Annotated in this window: 16 protein-coding genes; 3 read left to right on the forward strand and 13 right to left on the reverse strand. The window is 63.7% G+C overall.

All coding sequences use genetic code 11. From position 1 onward, the window contains the following. The first annotated feature begins 7 nt into the window (after window positions 1-7). The 3 genes from AC0NID_RS05510 to AC0NID_RS05520 are packed head-to-tail and all read left to right on the forward strand — an operon-like array spanning window position 8 to window position 1,619. Entirely contained in the window at window positions 8-604 is a 597-nt protein-coding gene (locus tag AC0NID_RS05510; RefSeq protein WP_473451627.1) for an NADPH-dependent FMN reductase, read from the forward strand. Window positions 605-621: 17 nt separating this feature from the next. Beyond that, window positions 622-1,305 (forward strand): orotidine-5'-phosphate decarboxylase, encoded by a 684-nt coding sequence (gene pyrF / locus AC0NID_RS05515; RefSeq protein ID WP_473452627.1) that lies wholly within the window; start codon window positions 622-624, stop codon window positions 1,303-1,305. Between the two features lie 26 nt (window positions 1,306-1,331). Next, the gene (locus tag AC0NID_RS05520; RefSeq protein ID WP_126036476.1) at window positions 1,332-1,619 is read left to right on the forward strand and encodes a DUF1330 domain-containing protein; all 288 of its coding nucleotides are present in this window, start codon (window positions 1,332-1,334) and stop codon (window positions 1,617-1,619) included. A 72-nt stretch (window positions 1,620-1,691) separates the two neighbouring features. Here AC0NID_RS05520 and AC0NID_RS05525 read toward each other — a convergent pair whose 3' ends face one another. The 13 genes from AC0NID_RS05525 to AC0NID_RS05585 form a co-directional block, all read right to left on the reverse strand. Next, entirely contained in the window at window positions 1,692-2,045 is a 354-nt protein-coding gene (locus tag AC0NID_RS05525; protein ID WP_473451629.1) for a cupin domain-containing protein, read from the reverse strand. A gap of 25 nt (window positions 2,046-2,070) precedes the next feature. Further along, complete coding sequence (locus AC0NID_RS05530; protein ID WP_473451631.1) at window positions 2,071-3,456, reverse strand: NAD(P)/FAD-dependent oxidoreductase; 1,386 nt, start codon at window positions 3,454-3,456, stop codon at window positions 2,071-2,073. A 23-nt stretch (window positions 3,457-3,479) separates the two neighbouring features. After that, window positions 3,480-4,589, reverse strand: coding sequence for an ABC transporter ATP-binding protein (locus AC0NID_RS05535; protein WP_473451633.1), 1,110 nt, complete (start codon window positions 4,587-4,589; stop codon window positions 3,480-3,482). Between the two features lies 1 nt (window position 4,590). Next, window positions 4,591-5,376, reverse strand: coding sequence for an ABC transporter permease (locus tag AC0NID_RS05540; protein WP_473451635.1), 786 nt, complete (start codon window positions 5,374-5,376; stop codon window positions 4,591-4,593). Next, window positions 5,376-6,266 carry an ABC transporter permease gene (locus tag AC0NID_RS05545; protein ID WP_473451637.1) on the reverse strand — a complete coding sequence of 297 codons (891 nt, stop codon included), beginning with the start codon at window positions 6,264-6,266 and terminating at the stop codon, window positions 5,376-5,378. Before AC0NID_RS05545 ends, AC0NID_RS05540 begins: the two co-directional genes overlap by 1 nt. 10 nt (window positions 6,267-6,276) lie before the next feature. Further along, window positions 6,277-7,338: an extracellular solute-binding protein gene (locus AC0NID_RS05550; RefSeq protein ID WP_473451639.1), complete on the reverse strand. Its 1,062-nt coding sequence runs from the start codon at window positions 7,336-7,338 to the stop codon at window positions 6,277-6,279. 29 nt (window positions 7,339-7,367) lie between these two features. Then, window positions 7,368-8,036, reverse strand: coding sequence for a helix-turn-helix domain-containing protein (locus AC0NID_RS05555; RefSeq protein ID WP_473451641.1), 669 nt, complete (start codon window positions 8,034-8,036; stop codon window positions 7,368-7,370). Between the two features lie 99 nt (window positions 8,037-8,135). Beyond that, window positions 8,136-9,206, reverse strand: coding sequence for a D-alanine--D-alanine ligase family protein (locus AC0NID_RS05560; RefSeq protein WP_473451643.1), 1,071 nt, complete (start codon window positions 9,204-9,206; stop codon window positions 8,136-8,138). 162 nt (window positions 9,207-9,368) lie between these two features. Next, window positions 9,369-10,250, reverse strand: a complete 882-nt coding sequence (locus AC0NID_RS05565) for an SMP-30/gluconolactonase/LRE family protein (protein ID WP_473451645.1) — start codon at window positions 10,248-10,250, stop codon at window positions 9,369-9,371. Then, window positions 10,250-10,888: a 2-dehydro-3-deoxy-6-phosphogalactonate aldolase gene (locus AC0NID_RS05570; protein ID WP_473451647.1), complete on the reverse strand. Its 639-nt coding sequence runs from the start codon at window positions 10,886-10,888 to the stop codon at window positions 10,250-10,252. Before AC0NID_RS05570 ends, AC0NID_RS05565 begins: the two co-directional genes overlap by 1 nt. A gap of 22 nt (window positions 10,889-10,910) precedes the next feature. Then, complete coding sequence (locus AC0NID_RS05575; protein WP_473451649.1) at window positions 10,911-11,858, reverse strand: 2-dehydro-3-deoxygalactonokinase; 948 nt, start codon at window positions 11,856-11,858, stop codon at window positions 10,911-10,913. After that, window positions 11,855-12,622: an SDR family NAD(P)-dependent oxidoreductase gene (locus AC0NID_RS05580; RefSeq protein ID WP_473451651.1), complete on the reverse strand. Its 768-nt coding sequence runs from the start codon at window positions 12,620-12,622 to the stop codon at window positions 11,855-11,857. The genes AC0NID_RS05575 and AC0NID_RS05580 overlap by 4 nt, the downstream gene beginning before the upstream one ends. A gap of 181 nt (window positions 12,623-12,803) precedes the next feature. Continuing rightward, window positions 12,804-14,153, reverse strand: coding sequence for a putative bifunctional diguanylate cyclase/phosphodiesterase (locus AC0NID_RS05585; RefSeq protein ID WP_473451653.1), 1,350 nt, complete (start codon window positions 14,151-14,153; stop codon window positions 12,804-12,806). Window positions 14,154-14,195 lie beyond the last annotated feature (42 nt).

Here is a 14,195-nt window from a genome sequence, read left to right on the forward strand (position 1 = left end):
GTGGCCAATGGCAGTGATCCCGAAAATTCTCGTCTTCGCGGGCTCGATTCGCATGGGCGCCTACAGCGGCAGGACCGCCGATTTGGCGCAGAAGGAACTTGCCATGCAGGGTGCCGAGGTGACCCGCATCTCGCTTGCCGACTATCCGCTGCCGATCCTGGACGAGGATCTGGAAAACGAAAAAGGCGTTCCCGAAAACGCCATCAACCTTGCCCGGCAGATCGCCGCCCATGACGGGCTGCTGATTGCGACGCCCGAATATAACGGCTCAATCCCGCCGCTGCTCAAAAACAGCATCGACTGGGTGAGCCGGGTTCGCAAGGATGGCGGGCGGGCGCTCAGGCCTTTCGCCGGCAAGCCCGCCGGTCTTTGTTCGTCTTCCAAGGGACACTTCGCCGGAGTACGCTGCATCAACCATCTGCGCGCCGTGCTGGTGCGCTGCCAGATGGAGGTTGTGACGCCGGAGTGCTCGGTGCCGGAGGGCGGCAGCGCCTTCGACGAGGACGGGAATTTCAGGGACGAGAGACTGCACAGATCGATGGAGCACCTATGCCGCACGCTGATCGAAACCTCGCGCATGCTGTCCACGCGGATCGAGACTTGATCCACGCCGAAGACACCATGCGAGACAGGCTGATCGTCGGCCTCGACGTGCCGACGCTGAAGGAAGCCGAGAAGGCGGTGCGCGAGCTCGACGGTGTCGTCTCCTTCTACAAGATCGGCTATCAGCTCGCCTTCGCCGGCGGCCTGGATTTCGCCCGCGAGCTCGCCAGCGGCGGCACCAGGATCTTCCTCGACATGAAGCTGCTCGACATCGACAACACGGTCGCCAAGGGTGTCGAGGCCATTGTCAGGATGGGCATGACCATGCTGACGCTGCACGCCTATCCGAAGACGATGAAGGCCGCGGTCGAGGCGGCCAGGGGCAGCGACCTCTGCCTGCTTGGCGTCACCGTGCTGACCTCGATGGACGAACAGGACGTGATCGACGCCGGCTATGAATATGACCCGCATACGCTGGTGCTGAGGCGCTCCGAGCAGGCCCTGCATGCCGGCATGGGCGGCATCGTCTGCTCGGCCGAGGAGGCGGAAGCGGTGCGCCGGATCGTCGGACCCAACATGGCCGTCGTCACGCCTGGAATACGGCCCAAGGGCAGCGACCATGGCGACCAGAAACGCGTGGTGACGCCTGCGCAGGCGATCCGCAACGGCTCCAGCCATCTCGTCGTTGGCCGGCCGATCGTCGGTGCCGCCGACAGGCGGACGGTCGCGGAAGCGATCCTTGACGAAATGCGCTCGGCCTAACGCCCAGGGAGCTTCGGAGAACAAAAATGCCCAAGGGATATTGGATCGCCCGCGTCGATGTGCGCGATGCGGAAGGCTACAAGGACTACGTCGCCGCCGCCAAACTGGCCTTCGACCGTTTCGATGTGAAATTCCTGGCCCGTGGCGGCGCGCATGAAAAGGCTGAGGGGCCGGGCCGCGACCGCAACGTGATCATCGAGTTTCCGTCATTGGCTGCGGCGCACGATTGTTACCACTCGCCCGAATACCAGCGCGCCGCCGCGATTCGACAGAAGGTGGCCGACGGCGAGATCGTGCTGGTCGAGGGGTTTTAATTAATTCCAGCGCAACCGCCGCGGCGTGCATGGTTCTATCGCAAACGCCAGCGAGGCATTCACTTGCGGCGATCAGACCGAATGCAGGATGTAAAGCTTGCGCGTTTTCTCGTGGATGGTCCATTCGCCCTCCCAGCCAAGCGGCAGGACAAGCAATTCGCCGGGTCCGACATCCTTGGCCGCGCCGTCGCGATCATGCAGCGTCACCCGACCGGAGACGATGTGGCAAATCTCGGAATTCGTGTCTCGGCGCGCGGTGAACCGGCCCTGCGAACATTCCCAGACCCCGACTTCGATCTTGCCGTCATCCGAAGCCCAGAGGGTGTTGACTGCTTCCAGTTGATCGCCCTCCACCGACGTGGGTTTCGGCTGGGGATCGCCGAGGTCGATATGCGCAAGGTGCGCGAAGGTCTTGAAGTCGATCATGCCTGGGTCCTTGAGGTGATGCGGTTCAATGCCCAGTGATGCGATCGGCCAGGGCCGCCAGCCGCGATGTGCGCGGCAGCCCCTTTGCTTCCCGCTCGTCGGCAATTCGATAGAGCTGATACATGGAATGGACGCCGAGCCAGCGCAACGGCTCCGGCTCCCATTTGCGCACGGTTCGATTGACCCAGGGAAGTCGTGTCAGATCGGTGTCGTTGCCCAGTAGCAGATCCCGCAATGTACGTCCCGAGAGGTTCGAGGTGGAAACGCCCAGGCCCACATAGCCGCCTGCCCACCCTATTCCGGTCTGCCTGTCAAAGCCCACCGTCGTGCACCAGTCGCGCGGCACGCCCAGCGTTCCACACCACGCATGGTCGAGCTTGAGCCCTTTGGTCTGCGGCAGAAGAGTCGTCAGGATCTTGTGCAGCTTGTCGATCGTCGCCTGCTGGGTGACGCCGCGAACGTCGGTCTTCGAGCCGAAGCGATATGGCACCCCGCGCCCGCCCATGGCAATGCGTCCTTCCCGGGTGCGCTGAGCGTAGCAGTATGCGTGCGCGGCGTCGCCGAGAACCTCGTAGCCATCCCAGCCGATTTCGCTCCACAGCTTTTCGGACAACGGCTCGGTCACCACGATGGCGCTGTTGAGCGCCAGCCAGAGTCTTTCGTGGCCGGCAATTCCCGCGGTGAAGCCCTCAGTCGCCCGCACGATCTTCTCGGCGCGCACCACGCCCCGGCTGGTTGCGACCTTGCCCTTCTCGATCGACAGCACGGTCGTCTGTTCGTAGATCGGAACCCCGAGGCGCTCCACTGCCCTCGCGAGCCCCCGCACCAGCTTTGCGGGCTGAACCCGCGCAACTTTCTTGATGACGAAGGCGCCGTGCGCATTGTGTACCGCTATGCGCCGGCGGGTCTCCGCAGCATCGATATACCCCACGCGTTCGTCGGTCAGCTCCCAGGATATGGCGTCGGCATACATCGCCTTGGCGCGCTGCTCCTGCGCCTCGTTGGTCGCGACCAGCAGTTCGTCGGTACGGCGAATGTCGGCGTCGATGCCTTCGGCTTCAGCGACCGATATGACCTCGTTCACCGTACCCGTCATCGCCGCCTGCATGGCGACGACTCCAGCGCGCGACGATGCCTGTTCATATTTTTCGCGCGACCATGAGAACCCGCCGGACAACCAGCCGCCATTGCGCCCCGAAGCACCGAACCCGGCGAACTCCTTCTCGACGATGACAATGTTGAGGTGCGGGGCTGCCTGCTTCAGGTAATAAGCGGTCCAAAGGCCGGTATAGCCGGCCCCGACGATGCAAACGTCGGCCACGATATCGCCCTGCAGCGGCGGCCGATAGCCGGGCACGCCGCCGATGTCGGCATACCAGAATGAAACGTCGCCGTTCTTCTTCACGTCCATTGTTGCGATTTCCAGAAAAGCATTCAGGTCAGGGTGAAATCGGCGTTTTCGTCGTCCGCCAGCAGCTTCACGTCGCTACCCGCGAATACGAGGTCGACCTCGTCGCCTATGGCGAAGGTTTCGGCGTCCAGCGTCGAGCGCACGATCGCCTTTGAGGCGTCGGCCAGCACGACTTCGTATTTGGAGCCCGAGCCGAGATAGATGGCCTCGCCGATGCGCCCGGGCAGAGTGTTTAGATCCTGTCCGCCCTTCCCCTGTCTGGCGAGGCTCAGCTTCTCCGGTCGCAGCAGCATCACGGGTTTGGCGCCATTGGGAAGGCGTTTCGCGGCGGCCACTTTCCGTCCGGCTATGTCGATGGCGGTTTCGTCGCCGGAGGTGCAGGCGGGGCCACGCAATATCGTCGAATCACCGACGAACTTTCCGACGAAAAGGGTCTCGGGCTCGTCGTAGAGTTGGCGACCGGTGCCGATCTGCTCGACACGCCCCTGGTTGAAGACAGCGATGCGGTCCGAGAGGACCAGGGCCTCCTCCTGGTCGTGCGTGACGTAAACGAAGGTGGTGCCCAATTCCCGGTGGATCCGTTTGATTTCGAGCTGCAGCCATTCACGCAATTTCTTGTCGAGCGCGCCGAGCGGCTCGTCCATCAAGAGCAGCGGCGGGTCGAAGACAATGGCGCGGGCCAGCGCGACGCGCTGCTGCTGCCCGCCGGAGAGCTCGCTGGGGAAGCGGTGGCCGAAATCCGCCATCTTCACCATGTCCAGAGCCTTGAGCACCTGGGCCTCGCGATCGGGATTGGCGATTCCGCGCAAGGTCAGCGGATATGCGACGTTCCTGCTCACTGTCATGTGCGGAAACAGCGCGTAATGCTGAAAGACGACGCCGATGTTGCGTTTGTGGGCCGGCACGCCGATGACGCTCTTGCCGCCGACATCAAGCGAACCCGAGCTGACCTCGGTGAAGCCGGCGATGACGTTGAGCGTGGTCGTCTTGCCCGAACCGCTAGGCCCGAGCAGCGTCATGAACTCCCCCGGCTCGATGTGCAGAGAGACTTTGTCGAGAGCGACGAAGCTGCCATAGTGTTTGCTGACGGATTTGAGATCGATGGCTGCCCCGCGGGCTGATGGTGAGGCCATGTCAACGTTTTCCCTGTCTCGAACCGATCAGCAGCCCCGCCCCGATCACCAGCGACGTCGTGATGAAGAGCAGCGTGCCCACCGCCGCAACGGTCGGGTCGGCGTCCCGGGTGATGCTGGAGAAGATCTGGACCGGCAGTGTCTTCAGGTAAGGGCTGGTGATGAACAGCGCGACGATGATCTCGTCGAATGAGGTTACGAACGCAAACAGCAGGCCCGACAGGATACCCGGCGCGATCAGCGGCAACGTCACCGTCCTGAACGCCGTCAGGCGGGTCGCGCCGAGGCTCGCCGCGGCAGTCTCCAGCCGTTTGTCGAAGACTTCGAGGCTGGCGGAGACAGCGATGATGACGAAAGGGACGGCGAGCATCGTGTGGGCCAGCACGAAGCCGGTCATGGTGCCGACCAGCTGCGTATCGAGATAGACGGCGTAGATTCCGACGGCCAGCACCACTCCCGGCACCACCATTGGCGTGATCAGCAGTGCGCGAAGCACGCCGCTGACGCGGCTTTTCATGCGATCGAGGCCGAATGCCGCCAGCGTGCCGATGACGGTGGCGAACACCGCCGTGACGACGGCTACCTTGAGCGAGCCGACCAGGCTCGCCGACCATTCGGGGTTGGTGAAAAAGTTCTGGTACCACTGCCAGGAAAAGCCGGATGGCGGAAAGGCCAGCGACTTCTTGTCGTTGAAAGACATCGGCACGACGACGATTGTCGGTGCGACAAGCCAGACCGCGACGAGCAGGCAGAACAGACCGAGCAGGATTCGACCGGGCTGTTTCATCAGCGCCTCGAGCCCGTCTTGTGCGGTTGGCGCGTCAGCGGTGCTGCGAGCGCGAGCAGGACGAAGGTCGCTATCAACAACACCACGCCCATCGCACCGCCGCGCCCCCAGTTGAGTAGGCTGAGCACCTGGTTCTGAATCAGGGTCGAAAGCATGGTCGAACGCGGACCGCCGAGCAGTGCCGGGGTGATGTAGAAACCGAGCGCAAGAATGAACACGATGATGGCGCCCGCGTAGACGCCCGGAAGCGAGAGCGGCAGATAGACCTGGGCAAAGGCGCGCGCCGGGTTCGCGCCGAGGCTTCGTGCCGCCTGCATGAGCCGCAGGTCGATCGTCTTCATCACCGAATAGAGCGGCAGGATCATGAACGGCAACAGCACCTGCGCCATGCCGATCACCACGCCCGTTTGCGTGCGGATCAGCTTGACCGGACCGAGGCCGGCGGCCCGGATGACGGAGTTGATCACACCGGAATCCTGCAAAAGGATGACCCATGCCAGAGTGCGCACCACGCCGCTCACCCAGAACGGCACCAGCACGCAGAGGATGAGGATGAGCCGCATCTTGGGTCCCACCGCAGTCATCAGGTAGGCATAGGGATAGCCGGCAATGAGACACACCAGCGTCACCCAGGCGGAGATCGCGAAGGTCCGTTGAAGTACGGTCAGGTTGACCGGCGTGCCGAAAAACCACGCATAGTTCTGTAATCCCCATTGCGGCTCGGAAAAGCTGCGCAAGGTCACGATGGCGAGCGGCAGGCCCAGGCAGACGACGAGCAGCAGCAGCGCCGGCGCGACAAGCCAGAAGGCCTGTCCCCGAAACCAGCGCCGCCGGTCGTCTGCCGCGACAGCCGGAACAGCGGTCCGGCTGTCGGTAGCTCCCGCCGTCACGGCGGCGAACCTAGTTGCCTGCCATCAACGCGTTCCATTTTTCGTTCGCCACCTCAAAATTCTCCACCCAGAACTTGATGTTCTGCTGATAGCCAAGCTTCAGCTTGTCCGGCGTGTTGGTCATGAACGCCGCGGTGACCTCGTCCACTTCTGGCTTCGCGTCCTTGTGGATCGGGGTATACGAGGTGGTTTTTGCAAGCGTCTCCTGCGCGCTCTTGCCGACATAGGCGTTGATCAGCGCGTGCGCCGCGTCGGGGTCCTTGACGCCCATCGGAATGGTCATCTGGTCCATCACGACCAGCCAGTCCTGCCACGCCGGCGTGTACGCCGCGCCGTTCTTCACCGCGGTCATGGCCCGACCGGTCCACATCGCGATCATGTCGGCTTCGCCGGATTCGGCGAGTTGCTGGGAATCGGCGCCGGTCTTCCAGAAGATCGTGTCCGGACCGAGCGACTTCACCTTCTCGATAGCCTTGTCGATATCGGCCACCGTCATGTTTTCCACTGACCCGCCGGCCGCGAGCAGCGCCTGCTCGACCATACCACCGGACAGATCGCCGCTGCCCTCCAGGGCGCGCGAGCCCGGGAACTTCTCGATGTCGAAAAAATCCTTCCAGCTCTTGGGCGGGTTATCCTTGTACTTTTCGGTGTTGTACATCAGCACGACGCCATAGTTCATGGCCGGCACGCTGCATTCGCTGGTCTGGCCCTCCGGAATGTTGGACGTATCGATCTTCGAGAAGTCCAGCTTCTGGAACAGCTTGCCGCAATAGACGTAGGGCGGGAAATCGCCGGTATCGACAACGTCCCAGGTCACATTCCCGGATTCCACCTGCGCCTGCAATTTCGAGATTTCGGTCGGCCCGTCGCTGAGCAGCGTCACACCGGACTTGTCGACGAATTCTTTTAGCGCGGCGATCTGACCATCCTGATAGATACCTCCATACGAGACGAAGGTAAGCGTCTTGTCCTTCAGCGAGCCCTCGGCCACCTCGCCCGCCACGGGCTTGCTCTGTGCAAGCGCTGCGGTCGTGATCATCAGCAACCCGAGCGCGGTCACGATCTTCTTCATGTTTTATCTCCCATTTACGTGTACCCGCATTACTTCGGTCCGCCCGGCTGCGAGCCTTGTCCGGGCGTGTATTGATTGAGTTCCGCCGCGCCGCTGGTCGGGGGCGCGATGATCCAGAGCACCTGCGCCGGCGTCTTGCCGATGTTCACCGTGCGATGCGGCGTCGAGGTTGCATACTCGATGCTGTCGCCCTCGTTCATGACGAAGCGCTCGTCCGCCAGCGTCAGCTCGACTGTCCCCTTCAGAACGACGAACATCTCGTGCTTGCCGCCATGCGTGTAAGCGTCGTTACCGGTCGAGCCACCGATGTCGAAATCCCCCGAATAGACCTCGAATTGATGGATCGGCCGCCGCGACAGCAACGTCTTTCGACAACCATGGCTGATCGGCAGCAGGGGGCGGTCAGCTCTCGTGAGCACCTTGTGGAACCCACCTTCGGTCTGCTCGAACAAGTCGTTGATGCCGAGATCCAACGCAGCCGCGATCCGCATCAGGGTGCTGGCGCTGGCTCCGCTCAGATTGCGCTCGAGCTGGCTGATGAAGCTCGCCGTCGTGCCGATCATGTCGGCCAGCTGGCGAAGCGAAATGCGCCGGGCCGTGCGTATGGCCTTGATCCGCGCGCCGACGTGCTTCGCCCTGTCTGCATCCGTCGCCGCCAGCGCGGCCACCTCCGGGAATGTCGCAGGGTCGGCTTTCACCAAGTTCTCCTTCACTTAACACCCTATTAAGTGAAATGCGGGAACGCAAGCTATTTGTAGAGACAAGGTCCCCGGCGCAGTTGCGCATGCGGGCGCAGCTCATTTCGTTCGCGAGGCAAGAAGACGGCTAGCGGCGGTCTCGGCCATCGCATCGGCGAGGCCCATCTCCCATTGCGTGCGGCAATAGGTGCGGAAATCGAAGCAGGGCAGGCCGGGGCAGACCTCGAACTCGATGAGATGGACGCTGTCGTCGGCTTCGACCCGGAAATCGATGGAAAACACATCCCGCAGGCCAAGCCCGGCCGTCAGGCTTTCCGCGATCCGTCGGATTTTTGCATCGGCTCGCGGCTGGCTGGCGACGACCGGCAGTAGTCCGGGCTCGGCATATGTTCCCGCCGCCTTGGCAGCCGCGCCGGTGCCGCCGTAGAGCGCCAAGCTGTCCTCCATAGTCTGGAAGTCACCGCCCGAATCGACAAAGGCGATGCCGAGCGCCTCGACGCCGGTATCCGGCTTCAGGCCCAGAAAACTGGCGCGCACATTGCGCCCGGCGACATAGGGTTGCACGACGACATCGTCGCGAAAGGCGGCGAAGACACGCCGGCTGAGTTCCAGCGCGTGGCCAAGATCACTGCTGCGCGAATCCGACCAGATGCCGATCTTGGCACCGAGTCGGTTCGGCTTGACGAACCAGCCGATTGGCGAAGGCGGCGGCTCGACCAGCCAGCGGCCGTCGCGGGCCAGTCCAGCGTGCGGCACCGGCAGGCCGAGCGCGCCGAGCACCGCGCCGCAGCGGAACTTGTCCTGGCAGACCGCAAACAGCGCATCATCGGCGCCGAGCACCTTCAGCCCGTTCAGCCTTGCCAGAGCCGGTGCTGCACCACCGCGGAAATACGCAACGCCGTCGGTCAGCGTCCAGACAAGCGTGGTCAGCGGGTCTTCGCCGTCAAGCGCGCCTGCGGCATCGTCGAGCGCCACCGGCGCGAAGGACAGGCCGCGCGCCTGGCAGGCTGCGGCCAGCGCGTTGAACTCGGGGGCAATGTCGGTCGACTGCGCCAGATAGGACGCGATTTCGGCGGCGCGCGCCGGCACGTGGCCGTCGGCGACCAGCCGCTCGAAGCAGGCCTTTTCCGGCTCGTAGACAAGGATCAGCTTCGGCTTGCGGCTTGACATGCGATGAACGGTTCCTGGGGATGATCGTATCCTGGCAGCGCGATCGCCTACCATCGCACGGCGAATGTATCAGGCTTTCGTGGAACCGACGTCAGCCGGACGCCTGCACGACAGTGCAGGCGCGGTCTTCTTGTTTGATCATGATCTTTTCGGGATGATGGTCTAGGCGATCAGCACGCGCGGCTCGAAGCGGCCGTTGACCGGAATGTCGAGCAGAAACGTCATGCCGGCTTGCGGGTCCAGCAGGCGCTGTTTCTCGTCCTTGCCCGACCAGGCGGAAGTGACCGCCAGCCGGTCGGCATTCCTGCCGACAAAGGCCGGACAGGACGGTTGCGTCACCGGCATCGCGACCGAACGGACGAGCCTACCGTCGGGTCCGTAGGCTTCGATCACGCCGCCGCCCCAGCAGGCGTTCCAAAGAATACCGTCGCGGTCGAGCACCGAACCGTCGATATAGCCCTTGGCCCTGCGGTGATCGACGAATATCTGCGGCTCGCCGGCCGGCAGACCGGTCGCCGGATCGCAGCCGACGCGCATCAGCAGCCCGGCGCTGGTATCGGTGTAATGGGCGACCGTTCCATCTTCGGAAAAGCAGATCGAGTTCGACACGGTGATGTCCGAATAGAGCTGGCGCAGTTCACCCCTGAAGAACCAGTAGATCGAGCCGGCGGCCTTTTCCTCGCCTTTGCCCATCGTGCCGACCCAGAAGGCGCCGCAGGGATGGACGCGTGAATCGTTCGAGCGCGTCACCGGATTGTCGGCCTCGATCGCTGTGTGCAGCGTCATCTTGCCGGTCGCTACGTCGCGGACATGCAAGCCGGTCTCGGTAGCGATCAACTGCCGGTTGTCGTCAATGACGGCTATCGCGCTGGCCATTTGGCCAACCTCGTGGATTTTGACCGTACCGCCGGAAAGGCGCTTTTCCAGGAGCTGGCCGTTGACGATGTCGAACCAGTAGAGCGTATCGGTGACGGGATCATAGCTCGGCCCCTCGCCAAGCTGGCAGACATGATCGGAAAAGGCGGAAACGATGGCCTCGTTCATCATGCGCTTCCGAACGCCGCATCCCACGCTACTGCGGCAGCACGAGCCCGCGCGGCCACCTCGTCGACGCTCAGGTCAGGTTTGAACAGGCTGGAGCCGAGACCGAAGACGCTGACCCCGGCTGCCTTGTAGCCGGCAAAGTCCTTTTCCGAAACGCCGCCGACCGCGCCGACCAGCGTCTCGGCGGGCAAAACGGCGCGCATCGCCGCGATGCCAGCCGCGCCAAGCACGCTGGCCGGGAAGAATTTCAACGCCGAGGCGCCGAGCCGGATGGCCTGGAACGCCTCGGTGGGCGTGAAGACACCAGGCATCGTCACCATGCCGTATGTCATGGCGCGGACCATCACCTCGGCATCGATGTTGGGGCTGACCAGCAGCCGCCCGCCGGCCTTGTGCAGGCGATCGACGTCGGCTGATGTCAGCACAGTCCCGGCGCCGACCAGTGCTGTCGCTGGAAGCGCCTCGACGATGCTGGCGATCGACGCAAACGGGTCCGGCGAATTGAGCGGCACTTCGATCGCTTCGATGCCGGCTTCGAAGATCGCCCGGCCGACGGCCGACGCCTCGTCCGGCCTGAGGCCGCGCAGGATGGCGACAAGCCCGCGCCCGAGCTTGGGAAAAGGTGCGGTCTCGGTCATGCGGCAACTCCGCTGTTGTCGATCATGTCTGGGCAATCATGCCATTTTCGCGCGCCGCCTCGACCAAGCCGGCACGCACTGCCTCATCGGCATCGACTGCCCGAACCGCAAGCCTGGCAAGGCCAAGCGCTTCAGCGTACAGCGCGCCGAGCGCGCCGGAAGCGACCAGCACGACGGACGACGCGCCTTTCCCATGGCGTCGGCTGGCGGAGGCGACCTCGCCGCCGATCAGCAGGCCGGACAGGCAAGCAGCTGCATCGTCGGATTTCAGATCCTGCAGCAGGCCCGCGGCACGGATCGAGAACAGTCTCGACGTGACATCGCCTCCCTCGGCCAGCGCTTGCTCGCACCAGCGCCGGAAAAACGGATTTCCTGATGCAACCGGCTTGGGCTGCTCGCCCAGCGAGTGCCGCAGGATCGAATGCGCCGCCAGCACCGAAAACAGCTCGCCGGTTGGCCAGGTGCCAAAGCCGGCAACAGTGCCGTCCTCGACCAGAACCCATTTGGAATGAGTGCCGGGCATGCAGACGAGATGGCGGCCCTTTGCCGGCAAACCAGCGCCGGCAAGCTGCGTTTCCTCGCCGCGCATGACGTCGGGTGCGTCGGCCTGGCGCTGGGCAAGGCCCGGCACGATGCGGATGTCACGGCGCTGGCCGGGAATGCGCGCAGCATCCGCCAGGATGGCGCCAATCGGCGCCGGCACGGTAACATAGGGCGCCTCCAGCCAGCCCTGGCGGGAGCCGGCCATGCCGCAGATGATGACGGGCATCGCTTCCGGCGCACCCATCGCCGTCAGATGTCCTTCGAGGATGGTCGAAAAGCCTGCAGCATGCGCGGTGATCAGCCCATCGTCCCCGCGGCGTTCGGCAAGGACGTTTCCAGCCTCATCGATCAGCCAGACCCTGAGACGGGTGGTGCCCCAATCGACGGCCGCGACTGCCGGCGCCTTGCCCGGAAATCCCAAGCTCACAGAAAGCCCCCATCGACGATCAGCATCTGAGCCGTCAGCATGCGCGAAGCGTCCGACGCCAGGAACAGCACCGTGCCGACAATGTCTTCCGGCTGCATCACCTGCTTGATGCATTGCTTGGCAACGTGGGCGGCGAGCGCCTGTTCGGAAACCCAGAGCTCCTTCTGCCGCTCTGTGATCACCCAGCCGGGCGCGATCGCATTGACGCGAATGCCGTCGGCGCCAAGCTTGCCGGCAAGCCCCTTGGTCAGGCCGACGATGCCGGCCTTGGCCGCGGTATAGGCCGGCATGTCGGGGTGGTTGATCAGAAACGACGTCGACGTGAAGTTGATGATCGAGCCGCCGCCGGCCCGTTTCATGCCCGGCGCCACCGCCTGTGCGGAGAAGAAATGCGGACGCAGATTGATCGCCTGGTTGTTGTCCCAGAATTCCACCGTGACGTCTTCCACCGCGTGGCGGTCGTCGAGTGCTGCATTGTTGACCAGCACGGTGATGTCGCCATGCGCCTCGGCGGCGGCGGCGACTGATGCCCGCAGCGCCTCGATGTCGCGTATGTCTGTCCTGAGATAGAGGGGTCGCCGGCCGAGATCCTTCTCGATGCGGTCGGCAAGCGCTAGGCTTGGGCGGTCGGCGATGTCGATGAAGGCGACCTTCGCCCCTTGGCGGGAAAAACCCTCGGTCAGCGCAGCGCCGATGCCGGAGCCGCCGCCGGTGATCAGCACCGAAGCGCCTTCAAGGTCGGCAAAGCGCGCCGATGGCATCATGTTTCTTCTCCGCAAGATAGAAAAGACTGCAGCGTCCTTTGCGGGTCCCAAACGGACGCGGCGCTGTGGTTTGGTCGGCGCGCATCCTATCCAGCCATGTCTGGGTAGCAAGCGTGAAATGCAAATTTTTTGGGCTTATGTCTGACAAAAGGGCACGTTGCGGCGGCAGCGCAACTGGCCGTCAGATCGCCTTGGTGCGCAAGGCGCCGCGAACCGAATTTCGCAAATAGGCGAGTGTGGCATCGGCATCGACCGGTCTGCCGAACAGGAATCCCTGCCCGCCGGCGCAGCCGAACTGAACAAGGCGCTCGGCCTGCGCTTCCTGCTCTATGCCTTCGGCGACCACGTCCATGCCGAGCCCCTCGCACATGGCCAGGATCGCCCGGATGATGTGTTCCGACGGGCGGTCGTCGAGAATGGAGGAGACGAAGGCGCGATCGATCTTGAGCTTGTCGAAATGGAATTCGCGCAGGCGCCCGAGCGAGGACTGGCCGGTGCCGAAATCGTCGAGCGAGACCCGGATACCGACGCGACGGAGATCCTCGACGATCTTCTCGGCCGAGGCCGGATCGTTCATCAGGCCGGTCTCAGTGATCTCGATCTCCAGCCGGCGCGGGTCGAAGCCGGTGCGGTCGAGGATCGCCAATATGTGCAGGCCGGTGTTCTGGTCGACGAGTTGCGATGGCGACAGGTTGAAGGCCAGGAACAGATCTTTCGGCCAGCTCCTGGCCGCCTCGGCCGCCTTGCGCAGCACAAGCTGCGACAGCGGGCCGATGATGCCGCGCTCCTCGGCGATGGGAATGAAGACCGTCGGCGGGACCGAACCGAGGTCGCGATCGGCCCAGCGCGCCAGCGTCTCGAAGCCGATGATGCGGCGAGTCCTAAGATTGACGATGGGCTGGAAATGCGGCTCGACCTCGCCGGCCGAGACGGCGCGTCGCAAGGCCTGCTCGATGCGGGTGACGCGTTTGGCCGCCTCCTCCATCTCTCTGCTATAGACGACGACCCGTCCGCGCCCCGAACGCTTGGCATGGTACAGCGCCGTCTCGGCCTTGCTGACCAAGATTTCGGTGGTCTCGTCGCCCGAATAGAACATCGAACAGCCAACCGAGGCCGAAAGCCTGGCGGTGCGTTCGCCGACATCGTAGGGCGCCGAAAGGATCTCGATCAGCATGCGTGACCTTTCGGCCGCGGCCTCCTCGCTGAACACCATCGGATAGAGGAAGGCGTACTCGTCGGCACCGATGCGGCAGACGATGGAGTGACCGTCCATCGAGGCGCGCAGCCGCATCGCCACCTGGATCAGGATGTCGTCGCCGGCCTTGTGTCCGAACAGGTCGTTGATCGGCTTGAAGCCATCGAGGTCAAGGATGCCGACGGTGAACGGCGCCGGATCGTCGGCGCGGTCGCTGATCAGGCGATCGACCTTGTCGAAGAAGCGGCGATGATTGCCAAGCCCGGTCAACGGATCGGTAAAGGCCAGATCCGTGCTTTCCCGGCTTGCCTGGCCGGTGCCAAACGTCGTTTGCATCGGTGTCCCTGTCTTGACGTCGGAGCCGTTCCGAGACTGGCA

Source organism: Mesorhizobium sp. WSM4821 (genome assembly GCF_055901555.1).

Excerpts from the sequence above, each read along its gene's own strand:
- AC0NID_RS05510 (WP_473451627.1), top strand. The coding sequence starts at position 8 with ATGGCAGTGATCCCGAAAATTCTCGTCTTCGCGGGCTCGATTCGCATG.
- pyrF (WP_473452627.1), top strand. The coding sequence starts at position 622 with ATGCGAGACAGGCTGATCGTCGGCCTCGACGTGCCGACGCTGAAGGAA.
- AC0NID_RS05520 (WP_126036476.1), top strand. The coding sequence starts at position 1,332 with ATGCCCAAGGGATATTGGATCGCCCGCGTCGATGTGCGCGATGCGGAA.
- AC0NID_RS05525 (WP_473451629.1), bottom strand. The coding sequence starts at position 2,045 with ATGATCGACTTCAAGACCTTCGCGCACCTTGCGCATATCGACCTCGGC.
- AC0NID_RS05530 (WP_473451631.1), bottom strand. The coding sequence starts at position 3,456 with ATGGACGTGAAGAAGAACGGCGACGTTTCATTCTGGTATGCCGACATC.
- AC0NID_RS05535 (WP_473451633.1), bottom strand. The coding sequence starts at position 4,589 with ATGGCCTCACCATCAGCCCGCGGGGCAGCCATCGATCTCAAATCCGTC.
- AC0NID_RS05540 (WP_473451635.1), bottom strand. The coding sequence starts at position 5,376 with ATGAAACAGCCCGGTCGAATCCTGCTCGGTCTGTTCTGCCTGCTCGTC.
- AC0NID_RS05550 (WP_473451639.1), bottom strand. The coding sequence starts at position 7,338 with ATGAAGAAGATCGTGACCGCGCTCGGGTTGCTGATGATCACGACCGCA.
- AC0NID_RS05560 (WP_473451643.1), bottom strand. The coding sequence starts at position 9,206 with ATGTCAAGCCGCAAGCCGAAGCTGATCCTTGTCTACGAGCCGGAAAAG.
- AC0NID_RS05565 (WP_473451645.1), bottom strand. The coding sequence starts at position 10,250 with ATGAACGAGGCCATCGTTTCCGCCTTTTCCGATCATGTCTGCCAGCTT.
- AC0NID_RS05570 (WP_473451647.1), bottom strand. The coding sequence starts at position 10,888 with ATGACCGAGACCGCACCTTTTCCCAAGCTCGGGCGCGGGCTTGTCGCC.
- AC0NID_RS05580 (WP_473451651.1), bottom strand. The coding sequence starts at position 12,622 with ATGATGCCATCGGCGCGCTTTGCCGACCTTGAAGGCGCTTCGGTGCTG.
- AC0NID_RS05585 (WP_473451653.1), bottom strand. The coding sequence starts at position 14,153 with ATGCAAACGACGTTTGGCACCGGCCAGGCAAGCCGGGAAAGCACGGAT.